Origin of the sequence: Clostridium polynesiense (assembly GCF_000820705.1) — a bacterium.
Taxonomy (GTDB): Bacteria; Bacillota; Clostridia; order Clostridiales; family Clostridiaceae; genus Clostridium_AA; species Clostridium_AA polynesiense.
The window spans coordinates 35,393-61,904 of the sequence record NZ_CCXI01000062.1 but is presented as its reverse complement, the minus strand read 5'-3'; the positions used below and the strand labels follow the sequence as shown (position 1 = coordinate 61,904).

Genomic DNA, 26,512 nt, shown 5'->3' with positions numbered 1-26,512 from the left:
ATCTTATTTTTTTTAGCTCATCTAATAATTTATCATTTAATATTTTTATATGTGTACCCTTCATCCCTAGGGATCTTGACTCTATTACGCCGGCACTCTCAAATTTCCTGAGAGCATTTACTATTACAGAACGTGTAATACCAACCTTATCTGCAATCTTGGACGCTACTAAAAGTCCTTCAGTGCCATCCAGTTCGTTAAAAATATGCTCTACAGCTTCTAATTCTGAGTAAGATAATGTGCCTAATGCTAACTGTACTACAGCCTTTTTCCTTGCTTCTTCTTCAATCTCACCTTGCTTAGATCTTAATATTTCCATGCCTACTATAGTAGCGCTATATTCTATTAAGATTAAATCATCATCTGTAAATGAATCATTGAAACGAGCTAAAAGCAGAGTCCCTAATCTTTCACGATTTCCTATTATAGGAACTACAGTTGTCAGTTTTTCTTCGTGTGTACACTTTTCTTCATTTGGAAAAACGCATAGTCCACCGTTAGCACTATTAGCCAAAGTGTCCTGTACGCTTAGAAGCTTGCTGTTGAAATCTTCAGGGAACCTTCCGTTAGAAAGTACCTTTGATTTCATTATATCGCATTCAAAATTCTCAACAAAATTGTAACCCAGTATCTTGCCTTTTCTGCTTACAATATATACGTTACAGGATAAAACATCACTTAGTAATTTGCATATATCCTCGAAAGCAACGGGCTCGCTTCCTGATTTTTGAAGAATCTTATTCAGCATTCTTGTTTTATTTAATAATGTAGACATCTTAATCCTCCTTAATATGATACCGTCTATTATGTCTTTTGCTAAATTTTTAGAATATTGTAAATATTATAAATACTCACCTAGTTTAATATATCATATCGTTCTGACTAATTCAACTATTAATCTGTAATTTCGACAACTTTTTAAATTAGATGTCTACAAAATATTATTTCTCTGTTTCTTTATTTTTACACTCGCTGTTTGAACACTGATAATACTGACCTTGGTTCTTGTTGTATTTAACCAGCATGTATGAACCGCATTTACTGCACTTTCTGTCAGATGGTTCATACCAGCTTACAAAATTACATTCCGGGTAGTTGGAACATCCATAAAACTTACGTCCTTTTTTGCTGCGTTTAACGACTACTTTGCCTCCGCATTGAGGACATGAAACGTCTATTTCTTCAACTATGGGCTTTGTATTTTTACATTCAGGGTAACCTGGACAGGCTAAAAACTCACCGTATCTACCATGCTTAATAACCATTAATCTTCCGCATTTGTCACAGGGTACATCGCTTACCTTATCCTCAATAGTGACTTTAGATACTTCCTTTTCAGCTATGTCTATAGCTTTTTGTAAAGGTCCGAAGAATTCATCTACCACATCAGTCCATTGATCTTTTCCTTCTTCAATATTATCTAGTCTGGACTCCATATCAGCGGTAAAGTCAACGTCAACTATTTGTTTGAAGTATTCTTCAACAATATTATTTACGATTATACCTAGTTCAGTTGGGATTAGATTCTTTTTTTCTCTCTGAACATATTTTCTATCCAGAATAGTGGATATTGTAGGTACATAAGTACTGGGCCTGCCTATACCTTTCTCTTCCATGAGTTTTACAAAGCTTGCTTCAGTGTACCTTGGAGGAGCAGCGGTAAAGTGTTGCTTTTTTGATATATCTACTTTATCCAGTTTTTCATGCTCCTTTAGCCTTGGAAGCATGGAACTGTCTTCCTCTTCTTCTGATGAATATTCGTAAATTTTCATAAAACCGTCAAATTTTGTTATAGAACCTGTGGCTCTAAAGAGGTACTCCCCGTTTTTAATATCCACTGTGGTGGTATCGATTATACTTGAGGACATTTGACTTGCTACAAACCTATTCCATATAATGGTGTAAATTTTATACTGATCAGCTGTAAGGGTTTGTTTTGCAATATCCGGAGTTATTTCAACATTGGATGGTCTGATAGCTTCATGAGCATCCTGTATATTTTTCTTACTTTTATATACCCTTGGTTTTTCAGGGATATATTTATCTCCAAAGGTTTTTCCTATAAAGCTTTTAGCACCTTCCTGAGCTTCCTGAGAAATTCTTACGGAATCGGTTCTCATGTATGTTATTAAACCTACGGTGCCGTGACCTTTTACATCTACTCCTTCATAAAGCTGCTGAGCCACTGACATAGTGCGCTTAGTGGAGAAATTTATTTTTTTGTATGCATCCTGCTGAAGTGTACTTGTAGTAAATGGTGGCAGGGGATTTTTTAGCCTTGAAGATTCTTTAATAGCTGAGACTAAGTAGTCATTATTTTCTAAAGCCTCAAGAACCTTGTTAGCATCCTCCTCTGAATTGAGTTCAATTTTTTTGCCTTTATAAGAATTAAGTTTAACCTTAAATTTTGTCTTACCTTTTTTTAATATGGTATCAATTGTCCAGTATTCTTGAGGAACAAAATTTTCTATTTCTTTTTCTCTGTCGCATATGAGTTTAAGAGCAGCGGATTGGACTCTTCCAGCACTTAAACCCCATTTAACATTTTTCCATAATATAGGACTTATTTCGTATCCTACCAATCTGTCAACTATTCTTCTGGCCTGTTGAGCATCAACTAAATTGTTATTTATTTCTCTTGGATTTTTGATTGATCCCTTAACTGCATTTTTTGTAATTTCATTAAATTCTATTCGGCATTTATCGTCTTCCTTGATTCCTAAAATCTTGGAAAGATGCCAGGAAATCGCTTCCCCTTCTCTATCAGGGTCTGTAGCAAGGTATACTTTATCACTTTTTTTAGCTGCTCTTTTTAATTTATGGATAAGTTCTCCCTTACCTCTGATAGTAATGTATTTAGGATTATAATTATTTTCAATATCAACACCAAGCTGACTTTTAGGAAGATCTCTAACATGACCCATAGATGCTTCCACAATATAATTCTTTCCTAAATATTTTCCAATAGTTTTTGCCTTTGCTGGAGACTCTACTATAACCAATTTCTGACCCATAAATGTACTCCGTTACAATTAATCGGAGTTTCACCCCCTTAATCAAAATACTGTATAATAATCAAATTAATCTTGCATAAAAGTTTCCACTTAAACTTATTATTTCTTTATTTAGTTGCATTTCAAATAATAACTCATATAGAAGCGATATGTCAACATTAGTGTGTTTTTGTATCTCATCAATATGTGTTGGTTTATCGGAAATTATACTAAAGACAGTTTCTTTTATGCTATTATTCTGTATAGCAACAGGAGAACTCTCCTGTTGATTTATCCATTTGTGGTTAAATTCTAATATAGTATGTATGCTTTCATATCCTAAATAAATATTAGCTCCGGACTGAATCAGCATATTACATCCTGTGCTGTTTTTCATTGAAAGAGCACCTGGAACAGCTATTATATCCCTTCCTTGCTCTGCTCCGTGGCGAGCGGTAATACAGCTTCCGCTGTTTTCTTTTGCTTCCACGATTATAACAATGTCTGAAATACCACTGATTATCCTATTTCTATTTGGAAAATTATAATTATGAGGTTTTGTCTCAGGAATATATTCGCTTAGTAAAACCCCTTTTTCACTTATTTCTTTGAACATGGATTTGTTTACATAAGGATATAATACATCAATGCCAGAACCAAGTACAGCACCAGTGAAACCATCATAACTTAGACAGCTTCTATGGGCTATTGAATCAATTCCTAATGCTCCTCCGCTTATGACGTTTATTCCTAGCCTTACAAGCTCCTTAACTATAGACATACATATTTCTCTACCGTAATCGGTACAGTTCCTTGATCCTACCACTGCAGCGGTAAATTTCTGAAGCTTATTAATATTTCCTTTATAGTATAATATGTATGGTCTGTTGAGACCTGTGTTATAAAGATTAGTGTTGTAATCTGGATTTTCCGCAGTGATAAACTTTATATTAGATTTTTTTAGATATAGTAAATAATCCTCGAGCTTTTCCTTGTTCCAGGCTTCTGATAACTTTTCCCTAATTTCTTTTTTTATTTCTATATCCTTTTTATTAGACAGTATATTGCTAAGCAGCATTTCCGATGACTGAAATTTTTCTAAAAGCAGTATTTTATCATAATTCCTTATAGGACAAGTCCCTAACCACAATTCACAAAGTTCCATAGTTATCTCCTTTTTATTCATTAACATATCTTATTATCCAGAAACTTTCTATAATTAACAGCTTCTATAATATCTCCTTCCTCAATTAAGTCCTTACCTCTTAAATCGCATATGGTTCTGGCAACTTTCAAAATTCTATCATAGGCTCTTGTGCTTAAATTATAAGTTTCATATATTTTTTTCATAAGTAAAGTACATTTTTCTGAAAGGATACAGAATTTTGTTAAATGTGAATGAGTCATTTCGGCATTGCAGCTGATGTTATTTTTTTTAAACCTCTCCTCCTGTATCTTTCTTGCTGAGATAACCCTATCTCGTATTGTGCTGGAAGCTTCGCTTTTTACATTATTATTGATATCGTTAAAGTTTACAGGAGCTACATAGGTATAAATATCTATTCTGTCAAGAAGAGGTCCCGATAATTTTTTTAAATATCTTTCAATTTCCTTTTCACTGCAGCTGCACTGATTATAGAACTCTTTAAAGGTATATTTTCCACATGGACAAGGATTTAAGGCTCCTATAAACATAAAATTTGCAGGATATGATACTGAGCCTGATTGTCTGGAAATATTTATTAGTCTATCTTCCAAAGGCTGTCTTAGCGCTTCAAGTGACTCTTTTTTAAATTCTAAAAGTTCATCCAAAAACAATACACCCTTATGAGCTAAGGTGACTTCCCCTGCTTTAAGATCATTTCCTCCTCCAATTAATGCGTAGGTGGAAGAGGAGTGATGTGGACTTCTAAAAGGTCTTTTCTTTATGAGGGCTTCTTCAGAATGAACCTTCCCTGAAACGCTGTAAATCCTTGTCACCTCCACCGCCTCATTATAGCTTAGAGGAGGCATTATTGATGGTACACGCTTTGCGAGCATTGTTTTACCGACTCCAGGGGGGCCGAACATAAGTACATTATGACCGCCTGCACATGCTATTTCTAAAGCTCTCTTACAGCTAATTTGACCGATTATATCCTGAAAGTCAAATTCCTGTATAAAAGGTTTTTGTTCATTATTACTATTACAATATGGTAAACAATCTTTAAAGAGAAGAAAGTTTACACACTGTTCCAGAGAAGAGAAGTTATATATCCCTATTTCTTTAATTAAAGAGCATTCTTCTTTATTTTTTTCCGGAACAATAAAATTTTTAATATTGTTTTTGCTTCCTTCCATTACTAGGTTTAAAGCGCCCTTCACCGCTCTTATTTCACCACTTAATGAAAGTTCTCCTATAAATAAATAATTAAATAATTCTTTTTCATTAATATATCCTGAGCAGGCCAATATACCTATTGCTATTGGTAAATCAAACATAGAACCTACTTTTTTTATATTTGCCGGTGCAAGGTTAACGGTTATCCTTCCTATAGGGAAAGTATAACCTGAGTTTATTATTGCAGCACGGACTCTTTCCTTTGCTTCCTTAACCGCCGTATCGGCTAATCCAACTATGTTAAAGCTGGGCATTCCTTTTGCAATATCTACTTCTACCTTAACAAGAAGCCCCTCTATTCCGTAAAGAGCGGCACTGTTTATTTCAATGGCCATAAAATCACCTCTAAATAAAAATTATTGCCACATTAAATAATTTTATAATGACTACATTAATTGTGGTAATAATAAATAATAGGAGGATAGATTCTATGAATGATTTGAGAAAGACCATAGGTAGTTATGGGGAGGAGCTGGCGGTTTTATATCTTGTGAATAATGGATACAGTATAATAAAAAGAAACCTTAGATGCTCTAAGGGAGAAATAGATATTATTGCAGTTAATGGAGAAATAGTTTCTTTCATTGAAGTAAAAAGCAGGTATAACTCAGCATTTGGATTACCAGCGGAGTCTATAACCTGCTTTAAAAAGAATAGAATAATAAGTTCAAGTAAGTATTTCATTCATCGATTGAATTTATATAATTATTATATCAGGTTCGATATTATTGAAGTATATTTTAATCATAGTAATAATGAATATACAATTAGATTTTTAGAGGACGCCTTCAGATTGTTTTAACTAAACAAAATTTCTAACAAAGGATTTTCTATGAATCTCACATATACCCTTATTAGCAATAGCTTCAATGTGTTTTTTGCTTCCATAGCCTGCATTGCTATTAAAATCATAATCAGGGTATACCTTGTGATATTCCTTCATAAGATTATCTCTATATACCTTTGCAATAATTGACGCACAAGCTATACTTGCGCTTTTTGTGTCACCTTTAATAACAGCTTCATTTTTTCCGTTGTAGTCTTTTATCTTATAGCCATCGGAAAGCACAATGTCTGGAGTAATTGGAAGCCCTTTTACCGAGTCTAAAAACACTTTGTTATTGCAAAAGGATATTCCTTTTTCGTCTATAACCTTATTTGAACAGCTGGCTATTGAATAAGCTAAAGCTTTGTTTTTAATTTCCTTTGATATCTCTTCTCTTAATGCCGATGATAAAGACTTTGAATCGTTTATAAACAATATAATATCCGTTAAATCATTTAAGTCTAATATTACAGCAGCCGCTACAATAGGTCCTGCTAAAGGGCCTCTTCCCACCTCATCTACCCCTGCAAGAACTGCATTTTTAGAAAAAGCCTTATCAAAAGAATATAATCTATTAACTCTTTCTATTTCTTGAAGCTTTTTATTCTTTTCTTTAATTAGCTTATCACAAAGCATTTTAACATTTTTTCTGCTGTCGCTTCCTAACAGGGTAGTTAACAGGGTGAAATTATAATCTGTCATATTCAGCAAATCTATATTTTTTATTATGTGACATATTTGTTTATAATTATTATTTAATATTTTTTCATCTATTTCAATCATAATAAATTCCCCCGGTTTAATAAGGTCTTTCTAGGGATATTTTCGAAATTTTCCCAGCTCTGAATTCATCTAAAAGAATAGCAGCAATCCTATTATAGTCTATAGCATTTTTACTCATAATACATCCTCGTTTTAAGGCTATATTGTCTAAATTTTCCAATGAGGAATCTGACAGGTCGGTAAGTTTATATCTTTCCATGAGTTCATTGGGATACAAATTCTGCAGGGTTTCCACAAGCTTTAAAGCAAGTTCCTCGGTATCCATTATCTCGTCTTTTATAGCTCCTGTAAAAGCCAGATTAAGAGCGGCTTCGTCATCAAACTTAGGCCATAAAATACCAGGAGTATCTAAAAGTTCTATACCCATCTTTGTTTTAATCCACTGCTTATTTTTGGTAACTCCTGGTCTATCACCAACCTTAGCAATGGAGTTTTGTGCCATTTTATTTATAAAGGAGGATTTGCCTACATTAGGGATTCCCACTACCATAGCCCTTATAGTGAGGTTTACTACGCCTTTATTTTTCAATCTCTCTAGCTTTTCTTTTAACAGCAGATTAAGCTCAGGTTTAATGTTTTTTAAACCTGTTCCTGTTAAACTATTTGCTTCAATAGCTTTAATGTTATCTTTGCTTAATTCCTTAATCCATTCTTTAGTTATACCTGTTTCGCTTAAATCACTTTTGTTTAATAATATTAATCTGGGCTTAGTGCCGCAAAGCTCTTCTATTTCAGGATTGGAGCTTGATTTAACTATTCTTGCGTCTCTTATTTCTATAACGGCATCTACGAGTTTTAAGTTTTCTTTTATCTCTCTACGGGTTTTCACCATGTGACCTGGAAACCAATTAATAGCCATATGCTATCACATCCTTAAGTATTATTTTGTTATAAGAAAAATGGGACTAAATTAGCCCCATTAATTAGTTTCTATTTAATAAGTTCTTTTACCTTAGCAGCCTTACCAACTCTATCTCTTAAGTAGAATAGCTTAGCTCTTCTTACTTTACCTCTTCTTGTTACTTCGATTTTTTCAATTATAGGAGAATTAACTGGGAAAGTTCTTTCAACTCCGGTGTTATAAGCAAGTCTTCTTACAGTGAAAGTCTCTCTTATTCCGCCGTTTTGTCTTTTAATAACAGTTCCTTCAAACATCTGAACTCTTTCTCTGTTATTTTCTTTTACCTTAACATAAACTTTTACAGTGTCACCTACATTAAATTGAGGTAAGTCATTTCTTAACTGCTCTTGTTCTATGGATCTTATTATATCGTTCATGTGCTTTCCCTCCTTAGCGATGAATTTAACGTTCATGCCTCAATAAAAAGGTAGAGGAACGTCCGTACTAGCACAAAGGTTATTTTAGCATATACACCTGTATAATTCAATATTTATTTTAGCTTTCCTGGAATTTTTTTAATATTTTTTTATCTTCTTTAGTTAAATTATATTTATTATAAAGATCTGGCCTTTTTGCTTGAGTAATCTGCAGAGATTTAGCCTTTCTCCATTTTCTTATATTTTCATGATGTCCGGAAAGCAGTATTTCTGGAACTCTTTCTCTTTGATAAACCTCAGGTCTGGTGTATTGAGGATATTCTAGAAGGCCGTTATAAAATGATTCCTCTTCATAGCTCTCGCTGGAGGAAAGAACACCAGGTTTAAGTCTGCATATGCTATCCACTATAGGTATGCATGCCATTTCTCCACCTGTTAATACAAAATCTCCTAATGAGATTTCTTCGTCAATGTATTTATATATTCTTTCGTCCAAACCTTCATAGTGACCGCACAGAAAGATTAAATTCTTTTCCTCAGAAAGCTCGTTTGCCTTCTGCTGATTAAATGTTTCACCTCGTGGCCCTAGGAAAATAACCTTTCCAGGATTATTTTCCTTAACCGTATTAATACAGTCCACTATGGGCTGAGGAGACATTACCATTCCGGCACCTCCTCCATAAGGATAATCATCTACCTTTTTATGCTTATTTGAAGAATAATCTCTTATATTATATAAATCTATATCTATTATTCCGTTTTTAATAGCCCTTCCTATTATACTGTGCTGGAAAACATCAAACATTTCAGGAAACAGAGTTAAAATACTAATCTTCATCCATCCATTCTCCTACAGGTCTTATAATAATTTTTTTTTCTTTGATATCAATTAAAGGCACAAATTCTTTCATAGCGGGAACTAACACCTCTTTTTTATCTTTCTTTATCCAATACACATCATTGCTTCCGGTTTTTATTACCTCATGAACCTTACCAATGTACTCATCCTTTGTATCGAAGACCTCACATCCTACAAGGTCAGCTATAAAATAAGTATCTTCCGGGAGATTTACTGCATCTTCTCGTCTTACATTGATATATTTGGTTTTGAGCTTTTCACCCTGTTCAATGCTATCTATACCCTCTAATTTAATGATAACTCTATCATTCTGTAGCTTGCACCAGGATACCTTAACCTCTTTATCATCAATAATAACATACTTTAATTTTCTAAACCTTCTAGTATCATCTGTTAATGGATAAATTTTTAATTCCCCTTTAATACCATGAGTATTTATAATTTGTCCAACTGCCAATAAGTCACTCAAATTATCACCACCAAATATTAATAAAAGAGCTAGGATCCCCTAACTCTTTTATTTAGATTATTTCAACTACTACCCTTTTATTTTCTTTTATAGCAGCAGCCTTTACCACAGTTCTGATAGCTTTTGCTATTCTTCCCTGTTTACCAATAACCTTGCCCATATCTTCAGGAGCAACCTTTAATTCAAGTATAATAGATTGCTCTCCGGCAACTTCTTTTACTTGAACTAAATCTGGATTATCCACTAATGACTTAGCTATAATTTCAACTAATTCCTTCATTTATACTTCTGCTGACTATTTAAATGTCAGCAGAATTCACCTCCCGAAAACTATTTGTTAATACCAGCTTTTTCAAATAGCCTTTTAACAATATCAGTTGGTTGAGCTCCATTTTTTACCCATGTAGCTGCTTTTTCTTCGTCGATTTTAATAACTGCTGGTTCTGCAACTGGATTATAATAGCCAATTTCTTCGATGAATCTTCCATCTCTAGGGCTTCTAGAATCAGCAACAACAACTCTATAGAAAGGAGCTTTTTTAGCACCCATTCTTCTTAATCTTATCTTTACTGCCATTTAAATCACCTCCTTCAAGTCTGTCTTATATCAACTAATTCAGAAAGGAAACTTACCGAATAAGCCTTTTTTACTGCTTTTTTGCATTGACTTCATTTGCTTTGTCATTTTATTCATGTTTTCAAAGTCCTTAAGAAGTTTATTCACCTGCTGTACTGTAACACCAGAACCATTTGCAATTCTTCGTTTACGTGAGGGTGAAGCTGATATGAGAGAAGGATTTTTCCTTTCTCTTTGAGTCATGGAATTAATAATAGCTTCAACTTTAGACATTTCCTTCTCGCTTTGACTTAAATCTATACCTTCAAGCTGCTTTGAATTGAATCCTGGAATCATTTCTATTATTTTTGTTAATGGTCCCAGCTTTTTCATTTGATTCATTGCAGATAAAAAGTCTTCAAAGTTAAATTCTTGAGTGAGCATTCTGCTCCCCAATTCTTTAGCTTCTTTTTCATCAATAGCTGGCTGAGCCTTTTCAATTAAGGACAGAATATCCCCCATACCTAGTATTCTTGATGCCATTCTTTCAGGATGAAAAACTTCTATGTCGTTCATCTTCTCACCAAGACCTACAAATTTAATGGGTTTACCTGTAATTTCTCTTATGGAAAGCGCTGCTCCTCCACGAGTATCACCATCCAGCTTAGTTAAAATAACGCCGGAAATATCCAGACTGCCGTTAAAAGAATCTGCGACATTTACTGCATCCTGACCTGTCATTGAATCTACTACAAGCAAAATTTCATTTGGCTTTACTGAACTTTTAATGGATTTAAGCTCCTCCATAAGTTCTTCATCTATGTGTAATCTACCTGCGGTGTCTATAATAACTACATTATTTGCATTTGCTTTTGCATGCTCTATAGATGCTTTTACTATATCTACCGGATTAGTTTTATCACCCATGGCAAATACAGGGATATCAATTTGTTTTCCAACTACCTGAAGCTGTTTAATAGCTGCAGGTCTGTATATATCTGCTGCCACCAGTAGTGGTTTTTTATTCTTTTTACGTAAGTATAAAGCTAACTTACCGCACATGGTAGTTTTACCTGCACCTTGAAGCCCTACCAGCATTAATACCGTTATTCCGCTATCTGAGTAGGCTATCCTGCTTTCTGTTCCACCCATCAAACGTGTTAGCTCTTCATTAACTATCTTAATAACGCTTTGACCAGGAGTTAAGCTTTGTAAAACTTCTGAACCGGAACATTTTTCTGTAACTCTATTAATGAAGCTTTTTACAACTTTAAAATTAACATCAGCTTCCAACAGTGCAAGCTTAACTTCTCTCATGGCTTCTTTGATATCTTTTTCAGATAGCTTACCTTTACCCTTTAGTTTTTTAATTGTGTCCTGAAGCTTAGACGCCAATCCTTCAAAAGCCATGCTGACCCTCCTATATTATAAATCTTCTAATATATCTTCAATATCCTTTACTACTAAATTTAAATCATCTTTGTTTAATGATTTAATACTGCTCAATTTCTCCAAGATTAATTTTTTCTTTTCAGTTAAAGCAAAATTACTTTCCATTAAACCTAATTTGTTTTCATAAGTTAAAAGTTGTTTATAGCATCTTTTAATGGCATCATAAATTGCCTGCCTGCTGGTTTTATTAAGTTCAGCAATTTCTGAAAGAGAAAAATCTTCATTGTAGTAAAGATTCATTATCTTTTGTTGTTTTTCTGTTAAGAGCTCTCCATAATAATCTAGAAGTATGGAAATCTCTACTCTATCTATCATATAATCACCTATCACAAAAATGATAATATCAGATTTAAAATACCCTGTCAAGTATTTTTACTTAACACCTAAAATAATGCATCTGTAAATGCTTGAGAATCAAATTCTTGTAGATCTTCAATTCCCTCACCAACACCAATGTATTTTACAGGAATATTTAATGTGTTTTTAATGGATATAACTACTCCGCCTTTTGCAGTACCGTCTAGTTTAGTAAGTATTATCCCGTCAATAGGACATACCTCCATAAATTGTTTTGCTTGTATAATTGCATTTTGTCCTGTTGTACCATCTAGTACAAGTAAGGTTTCTTTTGTACTTTCGCCGTATTCTCTATCAATAATTCGGTTAATTTTTGCAAGTTCATCCATTAAGTTTTTCTTGTTGTGAAGTCGGCCTGCGGTATCACAGAGAAGCACATCAACTCTTCTGGCTTTTGCAGCTTGTATTGCATCATATACCACCGCAGCGGGATCTGAGCCTTCTTGATGTCTTACGATATCAACACCTGCTCTATTGCTCCATATTTCAAGCTGATCAATGGCCGCTGCTCTAAATGTATCTGCCGCAGCTAATAAAACTTTTTTATTATCTTTTTTGTATTTTGAAGCTATTTTCCCAATGGATGTGGTTTTTCCTACTCCATTGACTCCTATTACAAGCATTACCTTGGGATAATCCTCTGCGGTAATATTACTGCCTTTATCTAATATTTCTCTTATAACCTCTTTAAGGCATGGTTTAATTTTTTCAGGATCATTGATTTTATTTTCTCTTATCTTTTCTTTTAATTTATCTATTATGGTTATAGTGGTGTCCATTCCAATGTCCGATGTTATTAATATTTCCTCCAGCTCATCATAAAGGTCATCATCGATGCTTACTGCTAAGTTAAATAATTCATTTACCTTATCCGTAAGACTGTTTCTGGTTTTATTAAGCCCGGATTTTAGTTTGTCAAAGAAACTGTCTAACATGGTATACCTCCTTTATTTTTTTGATAAATCTAGTGAAACCACTTTAGATACACCTTTTTCCTCCATTGTTATACCGTAAAGTACGTCGCAGGCCTCCATAGTACCTTTTCTATGGGTAATAACTATGAACTGTACACGCTGGGAAAAACTCTTCATAAATTCAGCATATCTGTAAACATTAGAGTCATCTAAGGCCGCCTCAATTTCGTCAAGTATACAGAAAGGAGTTGGTTTCATTTTTAATATTGCAAATAAAAGTGCGATAGCAGATAATACTTTTTCTCCACCAGACATTAAATTGATATTTTGAAGCTTTTTGCCTGGAGGCTGAACATTAATTTCTATGTTTGCTGTGAGTTCATCTCCCTCAGATAATATTAAATCACCGCTTCCTCCTTTAAATAATAACTTAAAGGTTTCATTAAAGTTCTCTTTTAAAATTTTGAAGTTTGTAGAAAATAAATGCCTCATCTTTTCAGTCATTTCATTTATAACATTTAGTAATTCGTTTTTTGCATTTATTAAGTCCTCTTGTTGAGAAGACATAAAACTGTACTTTTCACTTATTTCTTTATATTCCTCTATAGCACCTACATTTACATTTCCTAATAAATTTATGCTTTCTTTTAAGTGTTTTATAGTTCTTTTTACATAATCCATATCTGTAATAGCTATAGACTTCGCTTCTGCCTCTGCATAAGTAAGATTCATTTCCTCATTAAGACGTTTTAAAATGCTCTCTTTCTCCATTTCAAATCTTGCTTTAGCAATTTCAAATTTATGAATTTGCTCCTCCTGTTTTTGAAGAGCAGAAATCTTATCTTCTAATTGAGATTGAATTGCTTTTATTTCATCCTTCAGGGTAACCCTTTTAAATTCAAAGCTTTGAAAATCCTTTTCCATTTTAAGCATTGAATCTTTTAATACATCAATTTCTGATTGTAAAGTCTGTATTTCATTTGTATGTTTTAACTTTTCCTGTGCCATAAGATCAATATCATCATTGAAATGAACTATTTTATTATTATTTGATTCTAATTCCTGAGATATTCTCACCAGTTCATTTATCCTTCCTGATACGATTTCATCCGCCTGAGCCTTTTTAATTTTAAGCTCTGTTAAATTTTGCTTAACCTCATTTATCTCATTTCTCTGAGATGTTAGGAATTTGTCCAATTCTGACAAGGATTCTTTATTTTCATTTTCCTTTTTACTTAGAGCATGAATACTTTCCTCCAATAGCTGTATGTCTTTTAATATATATGAGTTTTTGTTGGATATATCAGTTATTTCTTTTTCAGATACTTTTAAAGAACTCTTAATCCTATTAGCCTCTGAATCTACAGAAGAAATTTTTTCCCTAAGCTTAACTATATCAATATTTTTATAATGTATTTCATCTTTAGAAGAAAGAATAGCATCATCAATGTTTTTATAGTCATTTTTTATTGTCTGAAGATTTTCTGTCAATAAATTTATATTTACTTTAGTATTCTCAAGAGAATTTAATGTATCCTCCAATTCTCTTTTCCTGCTTATTATGCTGGTATTTTTATAATTATTGCTTCCGCCGGTTAAGGCACCTCCAACATTAACTACCTCTCCTGCTAATGTAACTATTTTAAAAGAGTAGCTGCTCTTCTTAGCCACGAGAAGAGCACTGTCCATGTCGCTGCATATTACTGTTCTTCCCAGTACATACTGAATAGCATTATTAAATTTACTGTCATATTCTATAAGTTCACTGGCTATTCCAATATACCCTGCAGTAGACTTGATATTATCGTTGATTGTAAGTTTTCTTCCTCTTATTATTGAAAGGGGAAGAAAGGTAGCCCTTCCAAGTGAATTATTCTTAAGGTACTTTATAAGAAGCTTAGCAGTTTCCTCTTCAATTGTGATTATATCTGAAATTGACCCTCCTAGAGATATTTCAATTGCTGTTTCATGTTCTTTTTGAACTTTTATAATGTCTCCTAAAACAAAAAAACTATCTCTTTTGACTATGAAAGAGTCTTTTTCAGCATGTTGAACCAATGTTTTAACTGCTCTGTTATAACCTTCGTACTGCTTTTCCAAATTGGACAGCATAGTGTAATTTGCTTCCAGTTTATTATACTTGATGTTTTTCTCTTTAAGCTCCTTCTCAATTCTTTCTTTTTCAAGATTCTTATCTTTAAGTTTCTTTCTGAGAGTTAATATGTTATTTTCTAAATCCACTATGTCACTGTTTAAACCTTCAATGGATTTATTGAGACCTGATACTGTGTTTAAATTAATGGCTGCTAAATCTTTATTGTTTGCAATTTGGTTTTCCAGTTCCTTTATTCTTTCGCAATTTTTATCATAGTCGCTTTGAAGAAGCGAACATTTGTTTTTCTTCCCAGAGGCATTTCTAAGCAGTTCAATGGCTTCAGTTCTTAAATTCTCTGAAAGAGACTCTTTTGAGCCAATGCTTTCATTTAAATTTAAAACTTTCTTTTCCAGTTCTAATATCTGCTGTTCCAGAGAAGCTTGATTATTCTGATTAACCTGTAGATCCTTATCTAAGAATTCTTTACTTTCCTTTAATTTCAATAGAGTATTTTCAAGTTCTGATATTGAAGTATTATTTCTCTGAATGTTAGCTTTAATATTAAGGATCTTTTCTTTTAAAATCTGTATCTCATACTCATATTCTTGACATTTTGATTTACCTGAGTAATATTCATTTTTAGCTTCATTATAAAAGGATTCATGTTTATCCATTTCATGGTTCTTATTTTCTAGGTCATTTTTCAATTGACCCTTTAAATACTCCACTTCTTCCATTTGAAGCTTGATATCTTTAATCTTAGTTTCCTCTGTATCAATAGAATTTTTTAATCTTTTAATACTGTCCGTTATAAATGAGATTTCTAATGAATTTAATTCATTGGATAAATCTACAAATTTCATGGCTTTTTCACTTTCAACCCTTAAAGGTTCAAGTCTTTCTTCATAGGTGTTCAAAATATCCTTAATTCTTATTAAATTTTGCTCAGTATTTTGTAATTTTTTTTCTGCTTCTTCTTTTCTGGATTTATATTTAACTATCCCAGCAGCTTCTTCTAATAGTCCTCTTCGTTCCTCAGGCTTACCACTTAAAATTGCATCGATTTTACCCTGTCCAATAATGGAGTAACCCTCTTTTCCTATTCCTGTATCCATAAACAGTTCATGAATATCTTTGAGTCTGCAGTTAGTATTATTAATTAAATATTCACTTTCACCAGAACGGAAAATTCTTCTGGTAATAGTTATATCGCTATAGTCAATAGGTAATTCTCCTGAAGAATTATCAAGGGTCAGTGAAACTTGAGCTAGTCCAACTGGTTTTCTAAATTGAGTACCAGCAAATATAACATCTTCCATCTTACCGCCTCGAAGACTTTTAGCACTCTGCTCTCCTAGAACCCATCTTACCGCATCGGAAATATTACTTTTTCCGCTTCCGTTAGGGCCTACTACAGCGGTAACTCCCTTTTTAAAATTTAATTCAGTTTTATCTGCAAATGATTTAAATCCTCGTATCTCAATAGATTTTAAGAACATATTATTACTCCTTTATCTAGTCAAAGCTACCATTGGTATAAGGCCTATTAAGAAAATGAATACTAACCAAAAAACTAACAATCTGGCTAATTGCTTTCTTTTAGCAGGTTTCATATAATCACCTCATTTTCTCTATTAAGTTTATATTATTATGAACTAAATATCAATATTCTTAGTAATAAAAGTAAGGCCTTAGAGATGTCTCTAAGGCCTGTTATCATCTTAAATTATCTAGGTTCGACAATGAATTTTATAGCTGTTCTTTCCTCGCCTTCAATAGAAATTTCTGAAAATGCTGGAATTACTACTAAATCAATACCGTTAGGTGCTACGAACCCCCTTGTAATAGCAATAGCTTTAACTGCTTGGTTAACTGCTCCTGCTCCTACTGCTTGAACTTCAGCTGTCAGATTCTCCCTTAAGACCGCAGCTAGAGCACCTGCTACAGATTTAGGCTGTGACTGTGCTGATACTTTTAATACTTCCATAATCAATTCCTCCTATAAGTAAGAAAATAATGTAACTAAATTGTAAATTGTTTTACTTATAGTGTTATAATTCTATGAAACTTCAAAATTTCCTTCTATATGGGTCTGTTAACATATATTTATATATCGACAGATAACTACACTCGCAGTCATTAAATATTTTAATTTCGCCTTTTTTAATATCATTTTCTATATTTACTTGTAGAATTATATCGTTTAAATTCTCTAAAGTTCTATAAAAATATTTCTTTTTATCTGCATATAATTTAGAAATATCTTTAGAATTTACATTTATATTATATTTACCTTTTTTTGATTTTAAATAATTAAATATCATATCATTGATTATACTTCCTTCCACCAGTTCCCTGAAGGCAGGATGAAAGGGGCCAGAAATTACATCACCATTAACATTAATGCTTTCTGTAGGCTGTAGTCCGAGTCTAATTATAGGTATATTATTAGCGCAATACATAGTATATAGATGTTTTGTTATACCAACTGCTTCCTCAAGACTATAGGGCTTATATATTCCTCTGTTATACATCATTTCCATAGGAGTATCTTTAATAACCAATGTCGGATATAATCGGCACAAATCAGGTTTCATAGATATGCTTTCCTCTGCAGTTTTAATATCTTTTTCAGGAGTATCACCGGGAAGACCAAGCATTATCTGGTGACCCAAGATAAACCCATATTCTTTTATAAGCTGTGATGCCATTGTAACATCATTTTTATCATGACCTCTGCCTGACAGTTTTAATACTTCATAATCCAATGACTGAACTCCTAGTTCTATGATATCTACAGAGTAGCTTTTTAGATGTTCCAATATCTCAGTATTAATATAGTCAGGCCTTGTAGATAGTCTTATATACTTAACAGCGCCAATCTCTTTATATTTTTTTGCTACTTTCAGCAGTTCTTTCTGCTTCTCTATATTTATTGCAGTAAAGGTTCCTCCAAAAAAAGAAATTTCAATAGTTGCTTCTTTATTAACTATGGTACTTAGATATTCTTTTATTATTTTATCTGCTTTATCCGCTGTTACATCTTCTTCCTTTGAAGCGATAATACTTTGGTTACAAAAAACACAGTTATGGGGACATCCTAGATGAGGGACAAATATAGGTATTATATAATAAGATTTAGACATTTTTCCCCTCCAAGTGTAGTAGAGCTTTTTTTGCAGCACTTTGCTCTGATTCTTTTTTGCTGTAGCCGGAGCCTTCACCCATGATTTTATTTTCAATTAACACTGCAGTATAAAATTTTCTCCTGTGAGGCGGTCCTTCATATTTTACTAAATCATATTTAATTGTTACATCACCTTGTCTCTGCAGGATCTCCTGTAGTCGTGTTTTATAATCCAAAATAATTTGATTATTAGTGGCTTTATCTATAATATCCACAAAGTTATTTATAATAAACTTTTTTACTGTATCAATGCCTTTATCAAGATATATAGATGCAATAACAGCTTCTACACAGTCAGCAAGGAGGGAGGGCCTTTCTCTTCCTCCAGTTAACTCCTCCCCTTTGCTCATTCGTATATAGTTACCTAAATCCAGTTTTTTTGCAATCTCATAAAGAGAACTTTCACAAACGATAAGGGCCCTTAGTTTAGTCAATTCACCTTCGGATTTATCTTTAAAAAAGCTGAAAAGGTACTCAGTTATAGTAAGCTGAAGCACTGAATCTCCAAGGAACTCAAGTCGTTCATTAAACTGAACATTCTTATATTGATTAGCATAAGAACTATGAGTCAGTGCTGTTATTAATAATGCTTTATTTGTAAATTTTATACCTAATTTATTCTCTAAAGAATTAATGCTATTATTCATTTATTAGTTTCAACTCCTGGAAGTATATTCTTCAATCTGCTTTAGAAGTAGATTCAAGAATAAACTTATTAATTTAATAATTAAAGCCCCGAATTAACGGGACTTATATTATTCTTCAGTATGTGACTTTATATATTCCACTACGTCCCCTACTGTAACTATTCCTTCAGCATCCTCATCTGGAATTTCAATTTCAAATTCATCTTCTAATGTCATTATCAACTCAACTATATCAAGAGAATCAGCACCTAGGTCTTCAATGAAGGCAGACTCCATTGTTATAGTATCCTCATCAATACTCAGTTTATCAGCAATTATTGATTTAATCTTTTCGAAAACCATCCCTTTCACCTCCCTAACATATTATATTAAGATAATATTACAGAAATGAAATATTAGTCAATATCATCTTCAGTAATAATTGTTTTTATTTTATTGATGATTTATTCTTCTATATTTAAGTTTTCTACTTCCTGCTTCATTTTATTAATAAAATCATTATCATAGAACTTCTTTGCCTGTCTAATGGCATTTTTAATGGCCAAGGCGTCGGAACTACCATGAGCTTTAATACATATTCCATTGACTCCAATAAAGGGTGCACCGCCGTGTTCTTTATAATCAAATTTCTTTTTAATATTTTGAAACACAGGTTTTAAAAGGACTCCGCCTAATTTGCTCCTAAATGTAGACATTATTTCCTTCTTTATAATGGAAAAAATATTCGAAGCTACTCCTCCATACATTTTTAAAACAGTATTTCCTACAAAACCATCACAAACTAAGACCTGAACATTACCGCTGCTTATATCTCTTGGTTCCACATTTCCTACAAAATTTAAACTAGAGGTAGAAAGAAGCTTATATGCTGCTTTAGTCAATTCATTTCCTTTTTCTTCCTCAGCACCAATATTTATTAATCCTATTTTAGGGTTTGTAACGCCTAAAACATTTTCAAAATAGTTTTTGCCCATAACTGCAAACTGAAGTAAATTTTGAGGTTTGCATTCAGCATTAGCTCCTGAGTCAAGAACCAGAAAATTACCCTTTACCCCTGGCATTAATGGGGCTAAAGCGGGTCTATCTACCCCTTTAATTCTTCCCAAAGTTAACAAAGAAGCTGCAAGAAATGCCCCGGTACTTCCTGCTGATATAACGGCATCACAGGTTCCTTCTTTTACCAATCCTACAGCTCTGTTTAATGTGGAATTTTTTTTCTTTCTTACCGCCTTAACAGGCTGTTCGTTAGGAGAAATTACTTCATCAGCTTTTTCAACTGAAATTCTATTTTTGTCATAGTTATATTTAGAAAGTTCTTTATAGATTACATCTTCATTTCCAGTTAAAGTGATATTTATGTCTTTGAATTCTTCTAAGGCTTTCAAAGCACCTTCAACTACAGCGTGAGGCGCATTATCTCCACCCATACCATCTATAGCTATATTCATATATAATTCTCCTTTTACTTTAATATAAAGAAAAGAAAGTCATATGACTTTCTTTATTTTTCTGACGCAACTACTTCTTTACCTTTGTAATATCCACAACTCTTACATACTCTATGAGCAAGCTTCATTTCATGACACTGTGGACATTCAACAATACCAGGTGCGCTTAATTTAAAAGTTTGAGCTCTTCTAGAATCTCTTCTAGCTTTAGAGAATTTTCTTGCTGGATTTCCCATTTATAACACCTCCTTAATCAGATAAAAACAAGTCCTTAAGCTTTGCCATTCTAATATCAATATCATCCTGTGAGCAATTACATTGAGATTTATTTAAATTTGCTCCGCAGTGTTGGCATAAGCCTTTGCAGTCATTACTGCATAACTTTTTAATGGGAAGAGATAATAAAATATTATTCTTAATAACTTCTTCCATATCTATGCTGTCTTCAGTTATAAAAATAATATCTTCACTTTCCTTTTTAGGATTGTTAGTATATTCTTCAAATATATTTATATCAAAATTTGAAGTATATCTATCCAGACATCTGGTACAGGTAAGTTCTATTACAAAGCTTACCTGTACATCAAAATGAATAATATCCTCTTGAATAGATGCCTTGCCTTTAGCCTTTACAGGAGATTTAAATATAATTTCATCCCCTTGATAAAGGAAAGATTTCATGTTAAAGCTAAGATCAATATCTTTTGCATAGCTTTTTCTTTTGAGTAGTTCATTAAATTCTATTATCATATAATCAACTCTGGGAATACCCTCATGCCATAGCATATTATGCTTAAAAAGCACAGCTCGAGTCTAGAGCGCATTATTCACCCCTTGCAAGTAAATTTACTTTACAAACACAATTTATTATATAGACTAGAATTTTAAAAGTCAAGAAATTTGTTATTTTGAAGAAACAATTTCCATGGTATCTTTAGCAATCATCATTTCTTCATCAGTAGGAATTGTATAAATTTTTACTTTGGAGTCATCAGTATTAATTTCTGTAAGTTTGCCTCTAACTTTATTTTTAGCAGTATCAATCTTTGCACCTAAAAATTCTAATCCCTGGCAAACCGCTTCTCTTGTTTCTGGTGAATTTTCTCCTAGGCCTGCAGTAAATACTATACAATCTACCTTTCCTAACACTGCTGCATAGGATCCTATATATTGTTTTACTTTATAATTAAATAAATCTAAAGCTAATTGTGCTCTTTTATTGCCTTCAGCAGCAGCATTTTCTATATCTCTAAAATCGCTGCTAACTCCTGATAAACCAAGCACTCCTGATTTTTTATTTAATACATCTACTACTTCCTGAGCAGATAAATTTAATTCTTTGCTTAAGAAAGCTGTAATAGCAGGATCGATACTGCCGCTTCTAGTTCCCATTGCTAAGCCTTCAAGAGGAGTAAAACCCATACTGGTATCTACTGAAACGCCGCCTTTCACAGCAGTTACACTTGATCCATTGCCTAAGTGACAAGTAATTATATTTAAGTCTTTAATGTCTTTACCCATAGCCTCTGCAGCTTTAGTAGCAACATACTTATGAGAAGTTCCATGGAATCCATATTTTCTTATTCCATATTCAGTGTAATATTCATAAGGTAAAGCATACATATAAGCCTCCTGAGGCATTGTTTGATGGAAGGCTGTATCAAAAACTGCTACCATTGGTGTATTTGGCATTAATTCCTTGCATGCATTTATTCCTATGATGTTTGGTGGATTGTGCAGAGGAGCTAATTTTACACATTCTTCTAGATAGCTCATAACTGAATCGTCAATTAGTACCGAATTTGCGTATTTTTCTCCTCAGTGAACAACTCTATGTCCTACTGCTGAGATTTCAGACATATCGTTTATTACACCATTTGTCTTATCAACTAATGCATTTAAAACTAATTTTATAGCATCCTTATGGTCTTTCATTGGCTGTTCAATTATAAATTTCTCTCTGCCTTCTACTTTTTGAGTAAGAATAGAACCGTCTATTCCTATTCTTTCTACCAGGCCTTTAGCTAATACAGATTCATTATCCATATTAATAAGCTGATATTTTAGTGACGAACTTCCACAATTAATAACGAGAACTTTCATATGTAACACTCCTTAAAAATAAATTATATATTTTGTGCCTGAACAGCGGTTATAGCTACCACATTAACTATATCTTCATAGGAACATCCTCTTGATAAGTCGTTAATTGGCTTAGCAAAACCCTGACAAACTGGTCCTATAGCCTCTGCATTAGCAAATCTCTGAACCAATTTGTACCCAATATTACCAGCCTGTAAATCAGGGAAAATTAATACATTGGCTTTGCCAGCTACAGGACTGTTAGGCGCTTTTTGGGAAGCTACTTTAGGAACTATAGCAGCATCAAGCTGCATTTCTCCATCTATATGAAGATCCGGTCTCAGTTCCTTTGCGATTTCTGTTGCTTTTCTTACTTTATCTACTAATTCATGATCCGCACTACCCATGGTAGAGAAGGATAACATTGCAACATTCGGTGACATTCCAAATAAGTTTTTAGCGGTTTCAGCAGTTGCAATAGCTATTGAAGCTAATTGTTCAGCATTTGGATTTGGGTTTACTGCACAATCAGAGAATAAAAGCATACCTTCATCTCCGTATTCAGATCCTGGAACAAGCATAATAAAAAAGCTGGAAACTACAGAAACACCAGGAGAAGTTTTAATTATCTGAAGTCCTGGTCTTAATAGATCTCCAGTTGTATGTATTGCTCCAGAAACCATACCATCAGCATCTCCAAGTTTCACCATCATAGTACCGAAGTATAATGGATCTCTAACTATTTTTTTTGCTTTCTCTATGGTCATACCCTTATTTTTTCTTATTTCATAAAATGCGTTAACATAGGTGTCAATTTTATCTGAGGCTTCTGGATCTTCAATTTTAATACCTTCTAAATTTACATTTAACTCAGCTGCTTTTTTCTTAACAACTTCTGTGTTGCCTACTAGAATTACATCTGCTAAGCCATTTTCTTTTATTTTTTGAGAAGCTATTAAATTTCTCTCTTCCTCACCTTCAGGAAGCACTATTCTCTTTCTATCTCTTTGAGCTGCTTCCCAAATATTTTTCATAAGCTCCATGTTTATTTCTCCTTTCAAAGCACACTTGATTACATATATTAATATACAACTTATATGATATACTTTTCAACAATAAAAACATAAAAAGCACTTTATTTGTTAATAATTTATGTACACAATTTAATTTTATGTGTTTTAGCAGTGATTTTAATATATAATTACTAAGTATAAATAATAATTAAAAAGGTGATGATATGAAAACAGCGGCCATAATTTGCGAATATAATCCCCTTCACAAAGGACACATATATCATATGCGTTATACAAAAGAACTAACAGGCTGTGATGCTATAGTTTGCCTTATGAGTGGTAACTTTATGCAAAGAGGCATTCCCTCCATAATGAATAAATGGAACAGGGCTGAAATCGCAGTGCTTTCCGGAGCAGATCTTGTTATTGAGCTTCCTGCTGTCTTTAGTGTATCTTCAGCAGAATTCTTTGCCCAGGGAGCTGTAAAGCTTCTTCAGGATTTATCCATAATAGATTTTCTTTCCTTTGGAAGTGAAAGCGGAGATATAAATCTTATTAAAACTTCAGCAAAGATTATAGGAAGTGAACCTATTGAATACAGGGAGCTTTTAAAAAAACATCTAGATGAAGGACTTCCCTTTGCAAAAGCCCGATCTAAAAGCTTAATAGAATATTTAACTTTAAAAGATATCAACATAAATACAAAGGAAAGCATAGAGAGTTTTATTGAATCTCCAAACAATATTCTAGCGTTAGAGTATTGTAAAGCTCTTGATAAAATAAACAGCATCATTAAACCGGTGACTATAACTAGACATGGAGACGGCTATAACCACAAGGAACTTAGCAGTAACTTTGCCAGTGCTACAGCAATTAGAGAGGCATTGAGGATTAAAAGTCCTGATTTAATTAAGGAACATCTTCCTGATTACACTTATAACAAACTTAAAGAGATTCAGGAAAGTAATTATGAATTCACCTTTGAAGAAGATATGTTTCCTTATTTGAAATATAAGCTTTTATTAAACAATGATTTAAATAAACTTCCTGATGTCTCTGAGGGATTAGATAATAAGATTTATTCCTCCATTATAAATAGTAACAGCCTTAAAGAATTAATATTAAATTCAAAAAGCAAAAGATATACTTATACAAGGTTAAACAGAATATTATGCCAGTATTTTATAGGATTCGATAATTACCAGTTGGATTCCCTAAGAAGAACACCCAGCAGCTATGCAAGAATACTCGCCTTTAATGATAAAGGAAGAATCCTGATAAAAAGGATGAAAAAATCCTCTCAATTAGAACTTATTAATAAAATCCCAAGCAACATCAACAGAATGCTGGAATTAGATATACAGTGCACTAAAGCATACAGTCTTATTAATAAAGCCATTGAACCAAATGACGACTATATAAAAAGTCCTATTTATTTGTAATAGGACTTTTTATATTACTCCCTAGTGATAAATTAATTACGGTCAAAATATAATTAGCTAATCATAAATTAATTTTCCGGGGGTTCTTATGATAATAGTTTCATTGGTTTTAATTGTTATTATTTTAGCATTATTATATACCAAGAGGTTTAATATATTCTACTGCATAGTTTTTACGATGATAATAGTATACCTTCTTTTATATCCCAAGGTATCCATAGAATCTGCCACCTCAGGTTTAAAACTCTTTATGGGTTCAATATTTCCAACCTTGTTTCCTTTTTTAGTGGTATGTAATATGCTTATTTGCTATGATGGCATTAATCTGTATTCAAAAACCGTAGGACCTATTTTGTGTATTCCTCTAAGGTTATCAAAACAGTGTAGTTTAGCTTTAACTATAAGCATTTTATGTGGTTACCCCTTAGGTGCAAAATACAGTACCATTCTCTATGATGAAGGATATATCAGCAGCGAGGAATATGTAAGATTGTTAAATATAGCAACTAATACCAGTCCCCTATTTATAATCGGTTCCGTTGCCACAGTTATGTTTGGGAACACTTACCTTGGGTATCTACTTCTTGTAGCAAACTATCTGTCATGTTTTATAATGTCAATTATACTTTCTCCATCAAAAAGTACTATTAAAATCTCAATAGCAAAGAATAAAAATAATGTAAATTTAGGATTTGCCATGAAGCAATCCCTTGAAGATGCAACAAAAACCTGCATAAGCGTTGCAGGTTTTGTAATATTATTTTCGGTTATCATTCCCATAATAAAAAATAATTATTTATATATTTATTTTACCAATGAACTATCCCAAATATTGAAGCTGGATAAGAATCTATTAAATTCATTATTATTGGGTATGCTGGAAATAACTAACGGATGCTATTTGCTTTCTAAAGCAGAGATTAATCTGGTAGTTAAATTGAGCCTTGCCAGCTTTTTATGCAGTTTCAGCGGATTTTCCATATTAGCACAGGTACATTCCTTTTGTTATAAGCATTCCTGTTTTAAATTTTTTAGATATTTATATAGAAAAATGCTTCAGGGTATTATAAGTTTTATTATAACTTTCTTTGTGGTTTCTGTTAGTTTAAGCACTGTTTCAGCCTTTAGTAACGGCAATGCAGGTAATTCAGTAATATTAATCCCCTTTATGGTATTACTTGTGCTAAGCTTATTTATATATGTAGTTGATGTTTTATTTGATAGATCTTAATTCTTTTATGTTTTCCCGTATATCTGAAGAAGAACTTGAAATATCCTCTGTCAGCTGAACTGCTAAATTTTCCACATTCACTTTTATAGAATTAATGATTTCATTGGTTTTAAGTTCTAATTCTTTTTCCAGCTGGCACAAGATTTCATCTGCATAATCTCTAGCGCCCAATCGAATTGCCTTAGCATCTCTTTGAGCTGCGCTGATTATTTCCTGGCCTTTAATTTGAGCTTCTTTAGTGATATCATGATTTTCCACCTGTTTTTTAATCATGTCCATAGTATCATTTTTTATTGTCTCATACTCTTTTTTTGCTTCGGCCATTATTCTTTCTTTTTCACTAACGATCCATTGAGCCTTTTTTATATCATCAGGAAGATAATTAAATATCTGATCTAGAACTTCTGTGAGTTCTTTTTTGTCAACAAGTACCTTTCCAGTGATAGGAACCTTTGGAGCCGACTCCACAATATCCTGAAGATATTCTAATAGCTGCATAAC

Annotated in this window: 27 protein-coding genes and 1 pseudogene; 3 read left to right on the top strand and 25 right to left on the bottom strand. The window is 32.8% G+C overall.

Annotated features, from left to right (window positions below; translation table 11 throughout):
* From codY to TA89_RS05880, 4 genes are all read right to left on the bottom strand, one after another.
* Positions 1 to 775: GTP-sensing pleiotropic transcriptional regulator CodY (gene codY / locus TA89_RS05895; RefSeq protein ID WP_040211711.1), on the bottom strand; the 775-nt coding region annotated here is incomplete at its 3' end.
* Between the two features lie 166 nt (positions 776 to 941).
* Positions 942 to 3,014: a type I DNA topoisomerase gene (gene topA / locus TA89_RS05890; RefSeq protein ID WP_040211709.1), complete on the bottom strand. Its 2,073-nt coding sequence runs from the start codon at positions 3,012 to 3,014 to the stop codon at positions 942 to 944.
* Positions 3,015 to 3,075: 61 nt separating this feature from the next.
* Positions 3,076 to 4,158, bottom strand: coding sequence for a DNA-processing protein DprA (dprA, locus tag TA89_RS05885; RefSeq protein ID WP_040211717.1), 1,083 nt, complete (start codon positions 4,156 to 4,158; stop codon positions 3,076 to 3,078).
* Positions 4,159 to 4,178: 20 nt separating this feature from the next.
* Complete coding sequence (locus tag TA89_RS05880; protein ID WP_040211707.1) at positions 4,179 to 5,708, bottom strand: YifB family Mg chelatase-like AAA ATPase; 1,530 nt, start codon at positions 5,706 to 5,708, stop codon at positions 4,179 to 4,181.
* Between the two features lie 95 nt (positions 5,709 to 5,803).
* Here TA89_RS05880 and TA89_RS05875 point away from each other — a divergent pair, with 95 nt between their 5' ends.
* Positions 5,804 to 6,175: a YraN family protein gene (locus tag TA89_RS05875; protein ID WP_040211705.1), complete on the top strand. Its 372-nt coding sequence runs from the start codon at positions 5,804 to 5,806 to the stop codon at positions 6,173 to 6,175.
* Here the strand turns inward: TA89_RS05875 and TA89_RS05870 are convergent, their stop codons facing one another.
* The 20 genes and pseudogenes from TA89_RS05870 to pta all read right to left on the bottom strand — a co-directional run bounded on the left by TA89_RS05870 (position 6,176) and on the right by pta (position 23,368).
* Positions 6,176 to 6,982, bottom strand: a complete 807-nt coding sequence (locus TA89_RS05870) for a ribonuclease HII (protein ID WP_040211703.1) — start codon at positions 6,980 to 6,982, stop codon at positions 6,176 to 6,178.
* A gap of 16 nt (positions 6,983 to 6,998) precedes the next feature.
* Positions 6,999 to 7,841 (bottom strand): ribosome biogenesis GTPase YlqF, encoded by an 843-nt coding sequence (gene ylqF, locus TA89_RS05865; RefSeq protein ID WP_040211701.1) that lies wholly within the window; start codon positions 7,839 to 7,841, stop codon positions 6,999 to 7,001.
* A 71-nt stretch (positions 7,842 to 7,912) separates the two neighbouring features.
* A complete protein-coding gene (rplS, locus tag TA89_RS05860; RefSeq protein WP_040211700.1) occupies positions 7,913 to 8,260 on the bottom strand; it encodes a 50S ribosomal protein L19 in 348 nt (115 codons plus the stop codon).
* Between the two features lie 118 nt (positions 8,261 to 8,378).
* Positions 8,379 to 9,098 (bottom strand): tRNA (guanosine(37)-N1)-methyltransferase TrmD, encoded by a 720-nt coding sequence (trmD, locus tag TA89_RS05855; protein ID WP_040211698.1) that lies wholly within the window; start codon positions 9,096 to 9,098, stop codon positions 8,379 to 8,381.
* Positions 9,088 to 9,588 carry a ribosome maturation factor RimM gene (gene rimM, locus TA89_RS05850; protein ID WP_040211696.1) on the bottom strand — a complete coding sequence of 167 codons (501 nt, stop codon included), beginning with the start codon at positions 9,586 to 9,588 and terminating at the stop codon, positions 9,088 to 9,090. Before rimM ends, trmD begins: the two co-directional genes overlap by 11 nt.
* 52 nt (positions 9,589 to 9,640) lie before the next feature.
* Complete coding sequence (locus TA89_RS05845; RefSeq protein WP_040211694.1) at positions 9,641 to 9,868, bottom strand: KH domain-containing protein; 228 nt, start codon at positions 9,866 to 9,868, stop codon at positions 9,641 to 9,643.
* Positions 9,869 to 9,918: 50 nt separating this feature from the next.
* Entirely contained in the window at positions 9,919 to 10,164 is a 246-nt protein-coding gene (gene rpsP / locus TA89_RS05840) for a 30S ribosomal protein S16 (RefSeq protein WP_040211693.1), read from the bottom strand.
* 39 nt (positions 10,165 to 10,203) lie between these two features.
* A complete protein-coding gene (gene ffh, locus TA89_RS05835) occupies positions 10,204 to 11,553 on the bottom strand; it encodes a signal recognition particle protein (protein WP_040211691.1) in 1,350 nt (449 codons plus the stop codon).
* A gap of 15 nt (positions 11,554 to 11,568) precedes the next feature.
* Complete coding sequence (locus tag TA89_RS05830; RefSeq protein WP_040211689.1) at positions 11,569 to 11,910, bottom strand: putative DNA-binding protein; 342 nt, start codon at positions 11,908 to 11,910, stop codon at positions 11,569 to 11,571.
* Positions 11,911 to 11,978: 68 nt separating this feature from the next.
* Positions 11,979 to 12,887: a signal recognition particle-docking protein FtsY gene (ftsY, locus tag TA89_RS05825; protein ID WP_040211687.1), complete on the bottom strand. Its 909-nt coding sequence runs from the start codon at positions 12,885 to 12,887 to the stop codon at positions 11,979 to 11,981.
* 12 nt (positions 12,888 to 12,899) lie between these two features.
* Complete coding sequence (gene smc, locus TA89_RS05820; protein WP_040211685.1) at positions 12,900 to 16,460, bottom strand: chromosome segregation protein SMC; 3,561 nt, start codon at positions 16,458 to 16,460, stop codon at positions 12,900 to 12,902.
* Positions 16,461 to 16,687: 227 nt separating this feature from the next.
* On the bottom strand, positions 16,688 to 16,948 hold the full coding sequence (locus tag TA89_RS05815) for a stage V sporulation protein S (RefSeq protein WP_040211684.1): 261 nt from the start codon (positions 16,946 to 16,948) through the stop codon (positions 16,688 to 16,690).
* Between the two features lie 82 nt (positions 16,949 to 17,030).
* Entirely contained in the window at positions 17,031 to 18,107 is a 1,077-nt protein-coding gene (locus tag TA89_RS05810) for an elongator complex protein 3 (protein ID WP_040211682.1), read from the bottom strand.
* Positions 18,100 to 18,795, bottom strand: coding sequence for a ribonuclease III (gene rnc / locus TA89_RS05805; RefSeq protein ID WP_040211680.1), 696 nt, complete (start codon positions 18,793 to 18,795; stop codon positions 18,100 to 18,102). Before rnc ends, TA89_RS05810 begins: the two co-directional genes overlap by 8 nt.
* Before the next feature lie 108 nt (positions 18,796 to 18,903).
* Positions 18,904 to 19,137 carry an acyl carrier protein gene (acpP, locus tag TA89_RS05800; protein ID WP_040211678.1) on the bottom strand — a complete coding sequence of 78 codons (234 nt, stop codon included), beginning with the start codon at positions 19,135 to 19,137 and terminating at the stop codon, positions 18,904 to 18,906.
* Positions 19,138 to 19,238: 101 nt separating this feature from the next.
* A complete protein-coding gene (gene plsX, locus TA89_RS05795; protein ID WP_040211676.1) occupies positions 19,239 to 20,243 on the bottom strand; it encodes a phosphate acyltransferase PlsX in 1,005 nt (334 codons plus the stop codon).
* A 53-nt stretch (positions 20,244 to 20,296) separates the two neighbouring features.
* Positions 20,297 to 20,479 (bottom strand): 50S ribosomal protein L32, encoded by a 183-nt coding sequence (rpmF, locus tag TA89_RS05790; protein ID WP_040211674.1) that lies wholly within the window; start codon positions 20,477 to 20,479, stop codon positions 20,297 to 20,299.
* 13 nt (positions 20,480 to 20,492) lie between these two features.
* On the bottom strand, positions 20,493 to 20,993 hold the full coding sequence (locus tag TA89_RS05785; protein ID WP_040211715.1) for a YceD family protein: 501 nt from the start codon (positions 20,991 to 20,993) through the stop codon (positions 20,493 to 20,495).
* A 153-nt stretch (positions 20,994 to 21,146) separates the two neighbouring features.
* Positions 21,147 to 22,346: pseudogene (locus TA89_RS05780) on the bottom strand (acetate/propionate family kinase).
* Positions 22,347 to 22,369: 23 nt separating this feature from the next.
* Positions 22,370 to 23,368 (bottom strand): phosphate acetyltransferase, encoded by a 999-nt coding sequence (gene pta, locus TA89_RS05775; protein ID WP_040211672.1) that lies wholly within the window; start codon positions 23,366 to 23,368, stop codon positions 22,370 to 22,372.
* A gap of 194 nt (positions 23,369 to 23,562) precedes the next feature.
* On the opposite strand from pta, the gene TA89_RS05770 reads away from it, so the two are divergent.
* Together TA89_RS05770 and ylbJ are read left to right on the top strand one after the other, a co-directional pair.
* On the top strand, positions 23,563 to 24,780 hold the full coding sequence (locus TA89_RS05770; RefSeq protein ID WP_040211670.1) for a nucleotidyltransferase: 1,218 nt from the start codon (positions 23,563 to 23,565) through the stop codon (positions 24,778 to 24,780).
* Positions 24,781 to 24,868: 88 nt separating this feature from the next.
* A complete protein-coding gene (gene ylbJ, locus TA89_RS05765) occupies positions 24,869 to 26,011 on the top strand; it encodes a sporulation integral membrane protein YlbJ (protein WP_040211668.1) in 1,143 nt (380 codons plus the stop codon).
* Here the strand turns inward: ylbJ and TA89_RS05760 are convergent.
* Positions 25,994 to 26,509, bottom strand: a complete 516-nt coding sequence (locus TA89_RS05760; RefSeq protein WP_242850091.1) for an ATPase — start codon at positions 26,507 to 26,509, stop codon at positions 25,994 to 25,996. The genes ylbJ and TA89_RS05760 overlap by 18 nt on opposite strands.
* Between the last annotated feature and the right edge of the window lie 3 nt (positions 26,510 to 26,512).